This is a genomic window from Bounagaea algeriensis, from assembly GCF_054491375.1.
Genome location: NZ_CM137102.1, coordinates 1,693,232 through 1,710,395, shown reverse-complemented (window position 1 = coordinate 1,710,395; position 17,164 = coordinate 1,693,232). Strand labels below are relative to the sequence as shown.

At 69.3% G+C, this 17,164-nt stretch carries 14 protein-coding genes; 5 read left to right on the top strand and 9 right to left on the bottom strand.

Annotation, left to right across the window (positions count from 1 at the left end; genetic code table 11):
- Positions 1-13: 13 nt before the first annotated feature.
- The 3 genes from ACVGV2_RS07735 to ACVGV2_RS07725 form a co-directional block, all read right to left on the bottom strand.
- Entirely contained in the window at positions 14-988 is a 975-nt protein-coding gene (locus ACVGV2_RS07735) for a carbohydrate kinase family protein (RefSeq protein WP_459165362.1), read from the bottom strand.
- A 194-nt stretch (positions 989-1,182) separates the two neighbouring features.
- Entirely contained in the window at positions 1,183-2,322 is a 1,140-nt protein-coding gene (gene metK, locus ACVGV2_RS07730) for a methionine adenosyltransferase (RefSeq protein WP_459165917.1), read from the bottom strand.
- Between the two features lie 183 nt (positions 2,323-2,505).
- Positions 2,506-4,203 carry a glycine/sarcosine N-methyltransferase gene (locus ACVGV2_RS07725; protein WP_459165361.1) on the bottom strand — a complete coding sequence of 566 codons (1,698 nt, stop codon included), beginning with the start codon at positions 4,201-4,203 and terminating at the stop codon, positions 2,506-2,508.
- Between the two features lie 119 nt (positions 4,204-4,322).
- On the opposite strand from ACVGV2_RS07725, the gene ACVGV2_RS07720 reads away from it, so the two are divergent.
- The 3 genes from ACVGV2_RS07720 to ACVGV2_RS07710 all read left to right on the top strand — a co-directional run bounded on the left by ACVGV2_RS07720 (position 4,323) and on the right by ACVGV2_RS07710 (position 7,039).
- Entirely contained in the window at positions 4,323-4,502 is a 180-nt protein-coding gene (locus tag ACVGV2_RS07720) for a hypothetical protein (RefSeq protein ID WP_459165360.1), read from the top strand.
- Positions 4,503-5,090: 588 nt separating this feature from the next.
- Positions 5,091-5,399 carry a hypothetical protein gene (locus ACVGV2_RS07715; RefSeq protein ID WP_459165359.1) on the top strand — a complete coding sequence of 103 codons (309 nt, stop codon included), beginning with the start codon at positions 5,091-5,093 and terminating at the stop codon, positions 5,397-5,399.
- Positions 5,400-5,485: 86 nt separating this feature from the next.
- Entirely contained in the window at positions 5,486-7,039 is a 1,554-nt protein-coding gene (locus ACVGV2_RS07710) for an acetolactate synthase large subunit (protein ID WP_459165358.1), read from the top strand.
- A 110-nt stretch (positions 7,040-7,149) separates the two neighbouring features.
- On the opposite strand, the gene ACVGV2_RS07705 is transcribed toward ACVGV2_RS07710, so the two are convergent.
- The 3 genes from ACVGV2_RS07705 to ACVGV2_RS07695 all read right to left on the bottom strand — a co-directional run bounded on the left by ACVGV2_RS07705 (position 7,150) and on the right by ACVGV2_RS07695 (position 11,720).
- Positions 7,150-8,214, bottom strand: coding sequence for a 2-oxoacid:ferredoxin oxidoreductase subunit beta (locus ACVGV2_RS07705; protein ID WP_459165357.1), 1,065 nt, complete (start codon positions 8,212-8,214; stop codon positions 7,150-7,152).
- Positions 8,211-10,055, bottom strand: a complete 1,845-nt coding sequence (locus ACVGV2_RS07700) for a 2-oxoacid:acceptor oxidoreductase subunit alpha (protein WP_459165916.1) — start codon at positions 10,053-10,055, stop codon at positions 8,211-8,213. Before ACVGV2_RS07700 ends, ACVGV2_RS07705 begins: the two co-directional genes overlap by 4 nt.
- Positions 10,056-10,505: 450 nt before the next feature.
- Positions 10,506-11,720: a PAS domain S-box protein gene (locus ACVGV2_RS07695; RefSeq protein ID WP_459165356.1), complete on the bottom strand. Its 1,215-nt coding sequence runs from the start codon at positions 11,718-11,720 to the stop codon at positions 10,506-10,508.
- A 253-nt stretch (positions 11,721-11,973) separates the two neighbouring features.
- Here ACVGV2_RS07695 and ACVGV2_RS07690 point away from each other — a divergent pair, with 253 nt between their 5' ends.
- A complete protein-coding gene (locus ACVGV2_RS07690) occupies positions 11,974-12,810 on the top strand; it encodes a crotonase/enoyl-CoA hydratase family protein (RefSeq protein ID WP_459165355.1) in 837 nt (278 codons plus the stop codon).
- On the opposite strand, the gene ACVGV2_RS07685 is transcribed toward ACVGV2_RS07690, so the two are convergent.
- On the bottom strand, positions 12,779-13,600 hold the full coding sequence (locus ACVGV2_RS07685) for an enoyl-CoA hydratase/isomerase family protein (protein WP_459165915.1): 822 nt from the start codon (positions 13,598-13,600) through the stop codon (positions 12,779-12,781). The two genes, ACVGV2_RS07690 and ACVGV2_RS07685, sit on opposite strands and share 32 nt — an antisense overlap.
- Before the next feature lie 169 nt (positions 13,601-13,769).
- On the opposite strand from ACVGV2_RS07685, the gene ACVGV2_RS07680 reads away from it, so the two are divergent.
- Complete coding sequence (locus ACVGV2_RS07680) at positions 13,770-14,456, top strand: histidine phosphatase family protein (RefSeq protein ID WP_459165354.1); 687 nt, start codon at positions 13,770-13,772, stop codon at positions 14,454-14,456.
- Between the two features lie 65 nt (positions 14,457-14,521).
- Here the strand turns inward: ACVGV2_RS07680 and ACVGV2_RS07675 are convergent, their stop codons facing one another.
- Positions 14,522-15,478, bottom strand: coding sequence for an LLM class F420-dependent oxidoreductase (locus tag ACVGV2_RS07675; RefSeq protein WP_459165353.1), 957 nt, complete (start codon positions 15,476-15,478; stop codon positions 14,522-14,524).
- 51 nt (positions 15,479-15,529) lie between these two features.
- Positions 15,530-17,068 (bottom strand): acyl-CoA synthetase, encoded by a 1,539-nt coding sequence (locus ACVGV2_RS07670; protein WP_459165914.1) that lies wholly within the window; start codon positions 17,066-17,068, stop codon positions 15,530-15,532.
- Positions 17,069-17,164 lie beyond the last annotated feature (96 nt).

Below are 17,164 nucleotides of genomic sequence, written 5' to 3'. Positions count from 1 at the left end.
TAGCTCTCCCGTCTCAGCGAAGCTTCGACTCGACCTCGGCCGCGGCCGCGTCGCCGTAGGCCTCGGCGAAGCGCGCCACGAACGACCCGCGCTCGACCTCGTACTCCTGCGGCCCGTCGGTTTCCAACGAGACCGTGGCCAACGTGCAACCCAGCTGCAGCGAGCGCTCCAGGCCGAGCTCGTGGTTCAGCCCGGCCAGGAAGCCGGCGCGCAGCGCGTCGCCGACACCGGTCGGGTCGCCCTTCTGCTTCTCCTTCGGCGGTTGCACGCTGACAGTCGCGCCGGTCTTGGACTCCACCTGCACGCCCTCCGGGCCGAGGGAAGTCACCCAGGTGCCGACGCGGTCGAGGACCTCGGCCTCGGACCAGCCGGTCTTCTGCAGCAGCAAGCTCCGCTCGTACTCGTTGGTGAACAGGTACCGGGCATCGTCCACCAGCTTACGGATGTTCTCGCCGTCCATGATCGCCAACTGCTGGCCCGGGTCGGCGAGGAACGAGTAGTTGCGCTGACGCGCTTCCTCGGTGTATTGGACCATCGCGCCCGGGTCGTTGGCGGAGATGACCACCAGGTCGACCCCGCCGAGGCGGTCGGCGATCGTCTTCAGCTCGATCTGCGTGGCCTCGGCCATCGCGCCCGGGTAGAACGAGGCGATCTGGTTGTTGTCCTGGTCGGTGGTGCACACGAAGCGCGCTGTGTGCTTGCGCTCGGACACGTGCACCGAGGCCGTGTCCACGCCGTGGCTTTCGAGCCACCGGCCGTAGTCGTCGAAGTCGCGGCCGACGGCTCCGACCAAGGTTCCGGAGATACCCAGTTGCCCCAGTCCAAAGGTGATGTTGCCGGCGATTCCGCCTCGACGGACTTCCAGTTCGTCGACCAGGAACGACAACGACACCGAGTCCAGCTGGTCGGCGAGGATCTCGTCCTTGATCCTGCCGGAGTAGGACATCAGATGGTCGGTGGCGATCGAACCGGTCACCGCGATCCGCACTGTTCGACTCCTTCACATGGGGCGGGGCGGCCTCGAGGGCCCGTCGGCCGCGAAAGGTGTTTGTGGCACTTCGCACGGGCCGCCCGGCCGCGGTACTGGGTTGTCTGCGTTGTCACGATTGTCGGTGGCGGCGCCGGTCCTGGCCACATGCCGGGAGCCGGCGCCGCCCGCCGACGTCGGGGGCTACGTGCGGATCACAGGCCCGCGGCGCTCTTCAGCGCGGCCACGCGGTCCGTGCGCTCCCACGGCAGGTCCACGTCGTCGCGGCCGAAGTGGCCGTAGGCGGCCGTGGACCGGTAGAGCGGGCGCAGCAGGTCCAGGTCGCGCACGATCGCCGCCGGACGCAGGTCGAAGACCTCGTTGATCGCGGCCTGGATCTTGACCGGGTCCACGTTCTCCGTGCCGAAGGTCTCGATGAACAGACCCACCGGCGCGGCCTTGCCGATCGCGTAGGCCACCTGCACCTCGATGCGCTCGGCCAAGCCCGCCGCCACGGCGTTCTTGGCCACCCAGCGCATCGCGTACGCCGCCGAGCGGTCCACCTTCGACGGGTCCTTGCCGGAGAAGGCACCGCCACCGTGCCGGGCCATCCCGCCGTAGGTGTCCACGATGATCTTGCGGCCCGTCATGCCGCAGTCACCCATCGGACCACCCACCACGAACCGGCCGGTCGGGTTGACCAGCACGTTCATGTCGCCGTTGTTCAGGCCGACGCGCTCGATCTCGGGGTTGATGACCTTCTCGCGGATGTCCTTCGCGAGCATGGTGTCCAGGTCGACGTCCTCGGCGTGCTGCGTGGACAGCACCACCGTGTCCAGCCGCACCGCCTGGTCACCGGCGTACTCCACGGTCACCTGGGTCTTGCCGTCCGGGCGCAGGTACGGCAGCACGCCCTCCGTGCGCACGTTGGTCAGCCGGCGCGAGAGCCGGTGCGACAGAGCCAGCGGCAGCGGCATGAGCTCGTCGGTGTCGTTGCAGGCGTAGCCGAACATCAGCCCCTGGTCGCCGGCACCCTGCTTCTCGATCTCGTCCTCGGAACCACCGACGCGGGTCTCGTGCGCGTCGTCGACGCCCTGGGCGATGTCCGGCGACTGCGCGTCGATGGCCACGTTCACACCGCAGGAGTTCCCGTCGAAGCCCTTGGCCGAGGAGTCGTAACCGATCTCCAGGACGGTGTCGCGGACGATCTGCTGGAAGTCCACGTTCGCCTTGCTGGTGATCTCACCGGCGACCTGCACCTGGCCGGTGGTGATCATGGTCTCGGCCGCGACGCGGGACTTGGGGTCCTTGGCGAGCAGCGCGTCCAGGATGGAGTCGCTGATCGCGTCGGACATCTTGTCCGGGTGACCCTCGGTCACCGACTCGCTGGTGAACAGCCTGCGGTTGATCTCACTCACGACTACTCCTCACCTCACAGCTGACTGCTGTTTCGATCTTTGCGTTCACGAACGTCTGTGTCGTTGCGGGTCGGCCGGTCCGGTCCCGCGGACCTCCCGGCCCGGTCGAGCGCTACGGGGTCAGGCGCGGGCGTGGATGATGCCCCAGGCGAGGTTGCCGCTCTTGCCGCCCTCGACCCAGTTGCGCAGACCGACCTTCATCCGACTGCGATAGTCCTCCCCGATGCGGTCCGCGAGTTCGCCCTCGCGCTTCTCCAGCTCCTCCAGCACTCGGCCGTAGTGGAGGGTCAAGTAGTCTGTCAAGTCCTCGAACTCGACGTTGGTGAGCCCGAGCTTGGACAGCTCCCGCTTGTAGAACTCGGGCGAACCGAGGCTGTCCAAGTGCAGCCGGTCCAGGATCGGCTGCAGGCCCTTCCGCTCCGCGTTGTTCGCCGCCATCGGGTCGGTGAACACGAAGGAGCCCTTCGACTGCAGCACGCGGGTCACTTCCTCCAGCACGCGCTCGCGCTCGCCGCTGTGCAGGATCGCGTCCTGCGACCAGACGAGATCGAAGGCGTTGTCCTGGAACGGGAGGTTCTCGAAGGAACCTTCGTGGACCTCGATCAGCTCGTCGAGCCCCTCCTGCCGGTTGAACTCCCGGTTGCGGTCGTTCTCGACCTCGCTGAGGTTCAGGCAGGTGACCTTGCACCCGTAGGTGCGGGCCAGGTGCCGAGCGGCACCACCGTAACCGGCTCCGATGTCGAGCACACGGGTGTCCGGTGTGATCTTCGCCTTGCTCGACAGGTGCTCCACGGTGCGGTGCGACGCGACGTTGATGTCCTCGTCCTGCGTCTTGTACAGGCCCACGTGGAAGTGGTTGCCACCCCACACGTGGAAGTAGAAGTTGTCCGCGTCCTCGGAGTTGTAGTAGTCGCGGGCCGTGTGCACCGCACCCGAGTACATGTTGGACAGTTCGTCGTCCGGGGTGTACTTCTTCTCCGCGATGTGGATGAAGAAGTCCGGCTCGTCGTCCGAGTAGGTCTCCTGGAAGTCCCCGTAGGTGTCGATGCGCTGGAAGCCCACCTCGCGCAGCAGGCGCCGCGTGTAGTTCTTCCGGAGCGGGAACATGTTCAGGTAGTACTCGGACTTGTCCGGGAACACGTACTTGAACCGGGCGAGGCCGTCGTCGACGTGGTCCGGGTCGGCGGACACGTCCTCACCGGCGTAGTAGTACGTGTGCTTGCTCGAGAACCCGGAGTCCAGGATGGAGTCGTAGTTGCGCTGGTCGATGATCAGCACACCGTCGTGGTTGAGCATCGCGTAGAACTCCGCGAGCGCCTTGCGACGGTCCCGCTCCGAGAACAGGTGGGTAAACGAGTTACCCAGGCAGATGATCGCATCGTACGTGCCGTGCACGTCGCGGTTGAGCCAGCGCCAGTCAGCGTTCACGACGCGCAGGATGTGCCCGCCGTAGGCCAGCCCGTTGCTGAACGCCTGGGCCAGCATCTGCGGGCTGCCGTCTGCACTGACCGTCTCGAAGCCTTCCTCCAGGAGCCGCACGGAGTGGAAACCGGTACCGGTCGCCGCGTCCAGGACGGACTTCACCCCGCGGGCTTTGAGCTGGTCAATGAAGAAGCGGCCTTCGCTCTCCGTGCGCGCCTTCCAGTCGATCAGGTCGTCCCACTTGTCGACGAACCCGCCGACGTACTCGTGCGTGTAGTGATCCGACTCGCGCACTTCCAGCGGGTTGTCGCCGAAGACCTGCTCCTCGCGATGCACCGGATCGATGTCCGCCTCCGACTGATCACTCTGGGCAAGGTCGTTCACGCTCTTGGCCATGCTTCACTCCCACCACTCGCGTTGGTCATGCGCCTCCGCACAACTCGGGTTCGCACGATTCAGTGCCCGAGTCTCGACTCGTGGCCGTGCGGGTCGCCGCTGCGAAATAAGGGCAACTCTTGACCGACCTGGGCGGCCCGAATCAACGGCCGCGCACCAAAGTCGATCCCCGTGCGGTCAGCTTCGTTGCCGACCTCGACGCGAAATCTCTGCGTCGAGTACCCAAACTAGATGAAAAAGATCCTGAAGCAAGCATTTTGCTGCGTGACCCTAATCACACAACTGCGTTGATTGCATGATTCGGCTGGTCGCCGCCGGCGAAAAAACGCCCCATCACCTGCGAATTCGCGGATCTTTTCCCCGCGGCGCAACGATCGCGTAAGTGCATCGGGACACAGGCTTGTGTATACGCGCGCGCACTATTTAACACATTCGGCGCGAAAAAATCAACCGGACGCGCGGGTGACCCTGCACAACCACCGCGCCACCCGGTGGCGCAGAAGTCGGGATCTTGCCTGCTCACCCACTGCATCGCCACCGGCGACCGCAGCGTTACTCCCCCGCGCCGGCGCAGCCGGGAGATCGGGGGGACACTTCCGCCGCTCCGCGACTGAATCGATTACCCCCAGCGCACAGGAACCTCCTGCGGGGAATCCGGCAGCCGGTTGCGCCCCGCGTCCCGCACGTTCGCGGGCATCATGTTTGCCGCTTCGCCGCGATCCAGTCGAACGGCTGTTGACAGCGCTGTCAACCCCGAAAAATCCCACACGATTTTTGCTCCCCGCCGTCGCGACGTCGGGTTGTCGACAAAACAACAAGCCGGGAATCCGTCCGCAGAATCGTGAATCCAGCGAAGATTATCGGCATGCGGAAGAGATTGGCGGGGCGTGTTGCGCAATCAGCAAATCGCGCAGGAGGTGCCGGTCGCGCATTCGTCGGAATTCGGCGCGAGCAGCTCGGTGGCCGGATGCCGCGCCGTCGCACCCGACCAGCGCGGCTGCTCCTCCGGGGCCCGTCCGCAGGAGGTGCGGGAGCACCGGCGGGAGGAACTCGTGCGCGACGTGTTCTCCCTGGCCGACGTCCTGGGGTGGGAGCGCTTCGAGATGCTGCAGGACGTCTCGCACCGGGTCCCGGAAGAGGTCCCCGAGGAGTTCAACCGCCTGCTGCTGCAACACCTGCACGCCCACCCGGGATGACCGGTGGTGCGTTCCTTGCCGATCCGCCCCGCACCCGAGCAACATGGGACCGGTCCGCGCTGACCCCTCCCGCGAAGGAGCAGCTCTTGAAAGGTTCCGAGGGCCTGCTGGCGACGGCGCACGCGGCCGGTGTGCGCACGTGCTTCGCCAATCCGGGCACGACGGAGATCCCGCTGGTCGAAGCCTTCGACGAAGCACCCGGTGTGCGCCCGGTCCTGGCCTTGACGGAAGGAGTCGCCACCGGTGCCGCCGACGGGCACACGCGGATGACCGGCACACCGGCGCTGACCCTGCTGCACCTGGGGCCGGGGCTGGCCAACGGTATCGCGAACCTGCACAACGCGCGCCGCGGCTTCTCCCCCGTCGTCAACGTCATCGGTGAGCACACCAGCTGGCACCAGGCAGCGGATCCGCCGCTGGCCAGCGACATCGACTCGCTCGCCGCGCCCGTCTCCGGCTGGGTGGGGCGCAGCACGTCCCCGAGCGACACCGCACGCGCGTTCCTGGCAGCCCACGAGCAGGCGCTGCGGCTACGCCTTCCCGCGACCCTGATCGCCGCGGCCGACCACATGTCCGGCGAAGGCGGTGCCGTTGCCGACGTGCCGGCTCCGACCGCTCGTCCGGTGGTCGAGGCCGAACGGATCACCGCCGTCGCGAAGCGGCTCACCGGCAACGGCGGTGCGACCCGTCCAGCCCTGCTGCTCGGTGATTCCGCATTGCACCCCGCCGCCATGACCGCCGCCGGGCGGATCGCGGCCGCGTGCGGGGGCGGTGTGTTCACCGAACGCGGCTCCGCACGTGTCGACCGGACGCCGAACCTGCCCGTCTGCCGGGAACTGCCCTACTTCCCCGAGGACGTGGTGGACGCGCTCGAGAGCTACACCGATCTCGTGCTCATCGGGGCGCGCACCCCGGTGTCGTTCTTCGGTTACCAGGGGCGGCCGAGCTATCCGCTGCCGCCGGAGATGCGGGTCCACACGTTGGCCGAACCGATCGAGGACGCCACCGCGGCCGTGCACGAGTTGGCCACCGCGACCGGCAGCGAGTCCGTCGACCCGGTTCGCGCGAAAGCACCGGAGCTCGCGCCGCCGGAGGGCACGCTCACAGCCCAGGACGTGGCGCGCGCGATCGTGTGCACGCAGCCGGAGGACGCGATCATCGTCAACGAGGGGGTCTCGGGCGCCGCGGCCTACCCCGCCCTCGCAGCGTCCGCCCCGCCGCACACCGAGCTGGGTCTCACCGGTGGCGCGATCGGCGGCGGTCCTCCGCTGGCGACGGGCGCGGCCGTGGCCTGCCCCGACCGCCCGGTGATCGACTTCCAGGCCGACGGCAGCGCGGCCTACACCGTCCAGGCGCTGTGGACGCAGGCTCGGGAGGGGCTGAACGTCACCACGGTGGTGCTGGCCAACGCGCGCTACCGCATCCTGGAGGCCGAACTGGACCGCCACGGGGTCGCCGAACCGGGGGTTTCGGCGCGTGACCTGACCGAACTGACCGGCCCCGCCATGGACTGGACGAACGTGGCGCGCGGGTTCGGAGTTGCGGCCGTGCGCGTGACCACCGGTGCGGAACTGGTCGCGGAACTGCGCAACGCGCAGCTGACCGCCGGGCCGCGGTTGATCGAGGCGGTGCTGCGCTGAGCAGCGCGTGGCCGCGCAGACGTGCCGCGGGGCGATCACTGGCCCGTGCGCGTGGCCGCGCCCAGTTCGGGCGCGGCCGCGGGAGTAGTCACGCTGCGGTCCGGACGCCTTCAGACGTTCCAGGTGTCGTTGCCGGTGAGCAGCTTCTGCAGGTCGGCCTGCTTGTCCTGCGCGGCTTCGGCCACCTGCGCGCGCGCCATGTCGTCGTAGGTGTCGCGCGGCACGTTGCGGAAGATCCCGGTGACCGTCGGGTTGAGGTCCTGCCCGCCCAACCGGGACAGCGCGAACGCGTACGACGGGTCGGGGTTCGCCGCGTCGTGCACCACCACGTCGTTCTCGTCCACTTCGGACAGCTTGGCCACGCGCAGGCCCGCGGCGCCGTCGGAGACGACGCCGTAGCGCTCCTCCTCCGGCCCGAAGACGACGGGTTCGCCGTGCCGCAGCGGGATGATCCGCCGCTGCTTCTCGTCCCCGTCCTTGAGGACGTCGAACGCGCCGTCGTTGAAGATCGGGCAGTTCTGGTAGATCTCCACCAGGGCGCTGCCGCGGTACTCGGCGGCGGCGCGGAGCGTCTCGGTCAGGTTCTGCCGGTCCGAGTCGATGACGCGGCCCACGAAGCCGGCCTCGGCTCCCAACGCCACCGACACCGGGTTGAACGGGTGGTCCAGCGAACCGACCGGTGTGGACTTGGTGACCTTGCCGACCTCGCTCGTCGGCGAGTACTGCCCCTTGGTGAGCCCGTAGATCTGATTGTTGAACAGCAGGATCGTCAGGTTCACGTTGCGCCGCAACGCGTGGATGAGGTGGTTGCCGCCGATGGACAGCGCGTCGCCGTCACCGGTGACCACCCACACCGACAGATCGGGGCGGCTGGTTGCCAGGCCGGTGGCGATCGCCGGCGCGCGCCCGTGGATGGAGTGCATCCCGTAGGTGTTCATGTAGTACGGGAACCGGGAGGAGCAGCCGATGCCCGAGACGAACACCATGTTCTCGCGCTTGAGCCCGAGCGACGGCAGGAAGCTCTGCACCGCGTTGAGCACGACGTAGTCGCCGCACCCGGGGCACCAGCGGACTTCCTGGTCTGACTTGAAGTCCTTCGCGGTCTGCTTCTCGTCGGTGGTGGGAACTTCGGCCAAGCCGCCGAGTTCCGGCATTCCCAGATCCGTGGTAGTCACGCGGAAACCCCCTGCACGACATCGGTGAGCACGTGCTGCAGTTCTTCGGCCTGGAACGGCAGGCCGGCCACCTTGGTGTAGGACTGCACGTCCACGAGGTAGCGCGAACGCAGCAGCATTGCCAGCTGGCCGAGGTTCATCTCCGGCACCACGACCTTGTCGTAGGAGCGGAGGACCTCGCCCAGGTTGTTCGGCATCGGATTGAGGTAGCGCAGGTGCGCCTGGGCGACGGGCATGCCCTCGCCGCGCACGCGGCGGCAGGCGGCGCCGATCGGGCCGTAGGACGAGCCCCACCCCAGCGCGAGCACGCGGGCCTGCCCGCTCGGATCGTCGACCTCGACGTCGGGCACCGCGATGCCGTCGATCTTGCCCTGCCGCAGCCGGACCATCTGGTCGTGGTTGTCCGGGTCGTAGGAGATGTTGCCCTTGCCGTCGGCCTTCTCCAGGCCGCCGACCCGGTGCTCCAACCCGGGCGTGCCCGGGATCGCCCAGTCCCGCGCGAGCGTTTCCTGGTCGCGCTGGTAGGGCCAGAACTCCCCGGAACCGTCGGACGCGTTGGCCTCGGAGGCGAAGTCGACCCGCAGGTCGGGAAGCTCGTCCACGTTCGGGATCAGCCACGGCTCGGAACCGTTGGCGACCGCGCCGTCGGACAGCAGCAGCACCGGCGTGCGGTAGGACAGCGCGATCCGCACCGCGTCCAGCGCGATGCCGAAGCAGTCGGCCGGCGAGCAGGGCGCGATCACCGGCACCGGCGATTCACCGTTGCGGCCGTACAGCGCCTGCAGCAGGTCGGCCTGCTCGGTCTTCGTGGGCAGCCCGGTGGACGGACCGCCGCGCTGGATGTCGCACACCAGCAGCGGCAGTTCCAGCGCCACGGCCAGCCCGATCGTCTCGGACTTCAGCGCCAGCCCCGGCCCGGACGTGGTGGTCACGCCCAGCGAGCCGCCGAAGGAGGCGCCCAGCGCCGCGCCGATGCCGGCGATCTCGTCCTCGGCCTGGAAGGTGGTCACACCGAAGTTCTTGTGCTTGGCGAGTTCGTGCAGCACGTCCGAGGCCGGCGTGATCGGGTAGCTGCCGAGGAACACCGGCAGCTCGCTGCGCTGCCCCGCGGAGACGATGCCGTAGGCCAGCGCGGCGTTGCCGGTGATCTGCCGGTAGGTGCCCTGCGGCAGCTGCGCCGGTGCCACTTCGTAGGCCACGGCGAAGGACTCGGTGGTCTCGCCGTAGTTCCAGCCCGCGTGGAAGGCGAGGACGTTCGCCTCGGCGATCTCGGGTTTCTTGGCGAACTTCTCCCGCAGGAACTGCTCGGTGTTGTCGGTGGGCCGGTTGTACATCCAGGACAGCAGGCCCAGCGCGAACATGTTCTTGCACCGCGCCGCGTCCTTCTTGCCCAGCGAGGTCTCGACCAGCGCACCCTGGGTGAGGGTGTTCATCGCGACCTGGTGGACCGTGTACGGTTCCAGCTCGTCGGTTTCGAGCGGGCTCTGCTCGTAACCGACCTTCGACAGGTTGCGCTTGCCGAACTCGTCGGTGTTGACGATGAGAATGCCCCCGTGCGGCAGGTCGCCGATGTTCGCCTTCAGCGCCGCCGGGTTCATCGCCACCAGCACGTCCGGCCGGTCGCCCGGTGTGAGGATGTCGTAGTCGGCGAAGTGCAGCTGGAAGCTCGACACGCCGGGCAGCGTGCCCGCGGGAGCGCGGATCTCGGCGGGAAAGTTCGGCAGCGTCGCCAGGTCGTTGCCGAAGGCGGCCGCCTCGGAGGTGAACCGGTCGCCCGTCAGCTGCATGCCGTCCCCGGAGTCACCGGCGAACCGGATGACCACCCGGTTGAGCTGCCGGATCCCATCCTGCGCGCCGTCACCCCGGTTCGTGGCCGTCGCTGTGGTCGGTGAGCCCGAATCCGCGGCTGCGGACCGGTGCCCATTCGTCGTACCCACGTTGCCCCGTTCCCTTTCCCTGCAGGTGTATGCGTCCCACGGCGAACGATACTCCGCCCCGCGGTCGTTCTTACCCACAGTAGGGTTCGGGATCAACCGCGTCTTCGCCCCGCACACGGTCGCGCGGGGGGCGTGCTGCGCCCCGCCCGAACTCGTCGAAGGCGCCGGACACGGCTCGCGAAACGCCCTATCGCCCCAGGTCACGCGGGAAACGCGCGGTGAACTCAGGCGGACGGGCCGCCCGCGGCGCCCGTGTGCCGCACCGTGCTCGGCACGCTCGGTCCCGCATCGGCGCGGCGGGCGGGTGCGCTACGACACATCCCAGCATGCGAGAGCCCCGCGCGGTGCGGCGGTTCAGCGCTGCTGCCGCTTCCGCTCGTACATGTCGAGGTCGGCGAGGTGCAGCAGCTCGGTGGCCGACTGCTGCGGATCGCGGGTGCTCGCCAGCCCCACGCTGGCCTGCGTCCCCATCATCACTCCGGCGACGGTCAGCTCCGTGTCCAGGTACGACGCCACCCGCTCGCGCAGTGCCGCGGCGGCCTCCTCGTCGGGCACCAGGCTCAGCACCACGAACTCGTCGCCGCCGAGCCGCGCAACCGTGTCCTCGGAGCGCACCGCGCGCTGCAACTGCTGCGCAGCGGCTATGAGCAACTGGTCCCCCTGGGCGTGGCCGTAGCGGTCGTTGACCGGTTTGAGCCGGTCCAGATCGATGACGAGCAGGCCGAGCACCGGACGGTTGCCGCCGACCTGCTTGAGGTACTGCTCCAGCCGGTCGTCGAGCAGCACCCGGTTCGCCAGGCCGGTCAGCGGGTCGTGCAGCGCCAGGTGCGCCAGGCGCGCGTCCACCAGGCGCCGCTCCCCGAAGCTCTCGTACTGGCTGATGATGAACGCCGGGGAGCCCTCGGCGTCGGGCACGACCGTGGCGCGGATGAACATCCAGACGGGGCGGCCGTTCTTGCGCCGGAAGCGCCGCTCGACCGTCGTGGTGTCGACCTGCCCCTTGATGAGTTCGTGGAACTCGTCGCGGCCGCGGTCCTCGTCGAGCTCGTGGCTGATGTCCCAGACCGACACGCCGACGAGCTCCTCGCGCTCGTAGCCGAGGGTCGCGGCGAGTTCCTCGTTGACCGTGATCCACCGCCCCTGCAGGTCGAGCACGGCCATGCCGATCGGGGCGTTGGCGAAGCTGCGGCGCCACAGCTCCTCCAGCTCGCGGCGTTCGGTGATGTCCTGGATCTGCGACAGCAGGTGCGTCACCGTTCCGGAGGAGTCGCGGACGTAGGCGCGGGAGACGAGCGTCCAGATCACCGAGCCGTCGCTACGGATGTAGCGCTTCTCCAGCGGGTCGTCAGCGGCGACGGGGCCTTCCAGGTCGACATCATTCGGATGGGTGAACTCGCGGTAGTCGCGTCCGCACAGGCGTTCAGCCGGATAGCCCAACAGCTCGCACAGCGCCGGATTGACGTGTTCGTACCGGCCCTGCATGTCGATGATCGCCAGTGGAGCGGAGGCCTGCTCGAAAACCTGGTGCCAGAACCCGTCCTGCACTGCTACACCCTCAGCCGCGGACATGGAGTGGTCAGAATAGCGCCGACGCCGCTCCACCCGCAGCGGACCCCGGCCGAGGAGTGCCACCGCCGCACGGCGGAGAAGGCGGGCCGGCCGCGCGCCGCGCGGCACACCGGCCGTCCGGTGGGCGGGCACCGCCGAGCTCGCAGTGAGCTCGACCACACTGCGCTGGGCCGAGCGCGAACACGACGCCGAGGATTGCGAGCATCCCCGACCATCCGCCGCGCTGCGGCGGCATTGCCCGCGAGGAGGCCTTTTGACCACCGAACCCAGGGTCCGCTGCGCCGTCGAGGACCACATCGCCGAGGTCCGGATGGACCGACCGGACAAGCTCAACGCCCTCGACGCGGACATGTTCCACGAGCTCCTGCGCACCGGACGGGAACTCGCCGAGGATCCCGCGGTGCGCGCCGTGGTGCTGCACGGTTCCGGGCGCGCGTTCTGCGCCGGCCTCGACTTCTCCGAGTTCGCCCGCATGGCCGACACCTCCGGCGGCGAGGAAAACCGCCTCGCCGCCGCGGACGCGGAACCCGTCGGCCCGGCGCGCGCGTTGGCCCAGCAGGTCGTGTGGGTGTGGACGACGCTGCAGGTTCCGGTGATCGCCGCGGTGCACGGCGTCGCCTTCGGCGGCGGACTGCAACTGGCCCTGGGGGCCGACATCCGGTTCACCACCGCCGATGCGCGCCTGTCGGTCATGGAGATCAACTGGGGCATCATTCCGGACATGACCGGAACGCAGGTGCTGCCCGAACTCGTCGGCCGGGACGTGGCCAAGGAACTCGCGTTCACCGGGCGCGAGGTCACCGGCACCGAGGCGGACGAACTGGGCATGGCCACCCGCGTGGTCGACGACCCGCTCGCCGAGGCGCGGCGGGTGGCCGGCGAGATCGCGGGCAGGTCCCCGGATGCCGTCCGCCGCGCGAAACGGCTGCTCGAACAGGCCGGGCGCGTCGACCTCGAGGAGGGCTTCGCCGCCGAGCAGCGCGCGATCGGTGAGCTCGTGGGCGGCGCGAACCAGCTCGAGGCCGTCTCCGCCAACTTCGACGAACGCCCGCCGCGGTTCAGCGATCCGGCACGGCCCAACGGCCGGTGAACTCGGGTTCGGTGCCGCCGGTGAACGCCTCGCGCGCGCTGGCGGCGTCCTCCGTGGCGAAGTTGACCGCCTGCGCGCGCGCCTCGCCGCCCAGAGCTTCGGCGAAGCTCTGCTGCGCAGCGGTGTGCAGCAGGTCCTTCGCCTGCGCCACGGCGATCGGCGGCGCCTGGGCCAGCGATTCGGCGGTGGCGGCGGCGAACTCGTCGAGCTCGTCGTCGCCGCGCACCCAGGTCACCAGGCCGAGATCCGCGGCCTCGGAGGCACCGACGAACTCACCGAGCATCATCAGCCGCTTGGCCTGCTGCATGCCGACGATCCGGGGCAGCAGCCAGGAGCCGCCGAAATCGGGTGACAGCCCGCGACGCGCGAAGATCTGGCTGAACCGGGCGGTTTCGGACGCGGCGACGACATCGCAGCACAGCGCCAGGTTCCAGCCCGCTCCGACGCACGCTCCGCGCACCTGGGCCAGCACGGGCTTGGGCAGGTGGAACACCGCCTCGGCGACCGAGTTGACCAGCTCCATGCGGCGCAGCGGGTGCTGTCGACCGGCTCCCGCTGTCAGATCGGCCCCGGCGCAGAAGTCACCGCCCGCGCCGGTCAGCACGACGGCGCGCACCTCGTCATCGACCTCGGCGCGGCGGAAGGCGTCCCGCAGCACCGTCCACGCGCCCGCGTCGAGCGCGTTCTTCCTCCGCGGACGGTTGAGCACCACCGTGAGCACGTTCCCGACGACCCGCGTGAGAACGGGATCCTCCCCGGCCACCTCGGTCGTTTCGTCCGCTGTGGACATTTCGTCCTCCTTGTTCGCGTGGATCACGCCCGACTCCCCCGGCACGGCCGCAGGAGCTGCCCCCGGCGGTGGCCGGAACGTTCCGGGCAGGGCACTTCCGCGACGCGAGTAGATTGGTGCCGGGTTGCGGCCCCGCGGTCCGACCCTCCCGTCGAGGAAAGCGAGCACGATGACCGAGTACAGACAGGCCCGGTTCACCCTGCCGAACGGAGCGACCGACCTGCTGCTCGTGCGGCACGGCGAGTCGGAACCCGCCCGGGCGGGCGCACCGTTCCCCCTGCTCGACGGCCAGAGCGATCCCGCGCTGGCGGAGGCCGGGCAGGAGCAGGCCGAACTGGTGGGTGCGCGGTTGGCCGAGCAGCGGCCCGACGCGGTTTACGTGACGCCGCTGCGGCGCACGAACATGACGGCGCTGCCACTGCTCACCCGCACGGGACTGGACTCGGAAGCGGAACCGGAACTGCGGGAAGTGCACCTCGGTGATTGGGAAGGCGGGGTGTTCCGCCGCAAAGTCGCCGAGGACGACCCCGTGCTGCACCAGATGTACGCCGAGCAGCGCTGGAACGTGATCCCCGGTGCCGAATCGCCGGAAGCCCTCGCCGAGCGGGTGCGCGCGGCGATCGTGCGGATCGCCGCGAAACACCCGAACCAGCGAGTCGTCGTGTTCACCCACGGCGGGGTCATCGCCGAGGCGATGCGCCAGGCCGCCGACGCGCGGGCGCTGGCGTTCCTCGGGGCGGACAACGGTTCCATCTCGCAGATCGTCATCGACGGCTCGTCGTGGATCCTCCGGCGTTTCAACGACACCGCGCACCTGCACTCCGCACCGGACGTTCCAGCAACCCCGCTGAGCTGAGCCGCCCTGAGCTGAGCCGCCCTGAGCTGAGCCGCACTGCGCGGCAGCAGCAGCGGCCCTCCCGATCAGCGCCGCCCCAGCGCGCGCACCGCCGCAGTCGGATCGCCCGGGGCCACCAGCGCGACGACCGGCGTGGTCACGCCGTTGTCGACGTAGGACTGCACGCGTTCGCGGCAGTGCTCCGCCGGCCCGTGGATCACGAGATCGTCGACGACGTGGTCCGGGATCGCCGCCAAGGCACCCTTGCGGTCCCCCTGCTCCCACGCCTGCCACATCGGCGCGAGCTCCTCGCGACCGAGCCATTCGTGGAACTTCCGGTACACCGGCACGTTCAGGTATCCGGCCAGGTGGCGCTTGGCGATCCCGCGCGCCGTGTCCGCATCGGTGTCCGGGATGACGAAAATGCGGGCCGCGATTTCCTTTCCCGGGCCGCCTTCGTGCACGTACGGCGCCACCGTGCGCACATCGGCGGGGGAGAGCATGTTCAGGATCGCGCCGTCGCCTTCCCTGCCGGCCAGCCGCAGCATCCCGGGCCGCAGCGCCGCCACGAGCATCGGCGGCGGGATGTCCGGGACCAGGCCCGGGCGAAAGCCGTTGACGCCGAACGTGTCGTACTGCTCGGTGACCTTCTCCCCGGTGAACGCCGTGCGCAGGAAGCGCAGCGTGTCCCGCACCCGCTTGAACGGCTCGGTGAAGGCGATGTCGTTCCAGTCCTGCACGATGATGTCCGAGGACGTGCCCAAGCCGAGCGTGAACCTCCCCGGTGCGGCGGCGGCCAGCGTCCCCGCGCTCATCGCCAGCGTCGCCGGCCCGCGCGTGAACACCGGGACGATCGCCGTGCCCAACCGCAGGCTCGGCGCCCACGAGGCCGCGAGCGCCAGCGGCGTGAACGCATCGGCCCCGTTGGCTTCCGCGGACCACACGTCGGTGTAGCCGAGATCGGGCAGCTCGGCGATGAGACTCCGCTGCTCGGCCAGCGGGATCTCGGCGAATGGCACGGTGATGCCCCAGCGTTGTGTCACGGATACCTCTCTTCGTCGGGGATTCCTCTCGGGCAGCAGCGGGCGGCGGGATCACGCCTGCTCGGTGTAGCGCTGCCGCAGCTGCTTCTTCAGGAGCTTGCCCGTGGGAGTGCGGGGCATCTCCGCGGTGAAATCCACGCTGCGGGGCGCTTTGTAGTGCGCCAGGTGCGCGCGCACGTGGTCGATGACGGCGCGTTCCAGATCCGGCCCGGAGCGCTCCGGCACCGACGGGGAGACCACCGCCTGCACGAACTCGCCCATCTCCGGGTCGGGCAGGCCGAACACGGCCGCGTCGAGCACCTCGGGGTGTCCGAGCAGGACGTTCTCCACCTCCTGCGGGTAGATGTTCACCCCGCCCGAAATGATCATGTAGCCCTTGCGGTCGGTGAGGTAGAGGAAACCGTCCTCGTCGAGATATCCGAGATCGCCCACGGTGGCCCAGTTCTCGTGCACCGGGTGCCTGCTCGAACGGGTCTTCTCGGGATCTCCGAGGTATTCGAACGGCACCTCGTCCCGGGCGAAGTAGACCGTGCCGATCTCGCCCGTTCCGAGTTCGGTGCCGTCCTCGTCGCACACGCGCGGCTCGCCCACGACCGCGCGCCCGACGGATCCGGGCTTGGTCAGCCACTGCTCGCTGTCGATGAGCGTCATCCCGATCGCTTCGGTCGAGGAGTAGTACTCGTACAGGATCGGGCCCCACCAGTCGATCATGGCGCGTTTCACGTCCGGCGGGCACGGCGCTGCCGCGTGGATCGCGACCCGGTGCGTGGACAGGTCGTAGCGCTCGCGCACCTGCCGGTCGAGCCGCAACATGCGCACGAACATCGTCGGCACCCACTGGCTGTGCGTGACGCCGTAGCGCTCGATCGAGGCCAGGGCGGTCTCCGGCTCGAACCGGTGCATGAGCACCACGGTCCCGCCGAGGGAGTGCACCGCCGTGCTGTAGCGCAGCGGTGCCGCGTGGTAGAAGGGCGCGGGTGACAGGTAGACGCTCGACGCGTCGATCCCGTACACGCCGCCGAGCAGTTCCAGCAACGGATCGGCGAACTCGCCGAGCGCGCATCCGGGCAAGCGCGGCTTGATGCCCTTGGGCAGCCCGGTGGTGCCGGAGGAGTACAACAGCGGCGCGCCCTGCGGTTCGTAGTCCGGTTTCCGCGGCGAAACCTCCGCCAGCGCCTCGTCGAGCGGGCGGTACCCGGCGACCGCGCCGCCGTAGCTCAGCCGCAGGGTCACCGCGGGCAACCGATCGGCGACCGCTTCGGCCACGTCGCGCAGGGCCGCGGACACGACGAGCGCGCGCGCCTGCGCATCGTCGACGATGTAGGCGACCTCGTCGGCGGTCAGATGGCTGTTCACCGCGCACACGTACAGCCCGGTGCGCACACCGGCCCAGTGCACCTCGTAGCCGCGCGGATCGTTGTCGGTGAGCACGGCGATGGCGTCGCCTTCGGCGAGCCCGTGCTCGCGCAGGAGTTCGGCCAACCGGCGAGAACGGTCCTCGAGCGCGCCGTAGCTGAGGATCTCCCCGGTTTCCGCCGCGATCACGGCGGGACGGTCGGGGTTTTCGGCTGCGTGGATTCCTGGGTGCATCACGACCTCCGCGTCATCGCCGAGTTCGGACGTTCCGCCGAGCACGACCGGTTCACCGGCCCGCCTCCCCGCCCCGCGGTCGGCACCGGGGCTCGC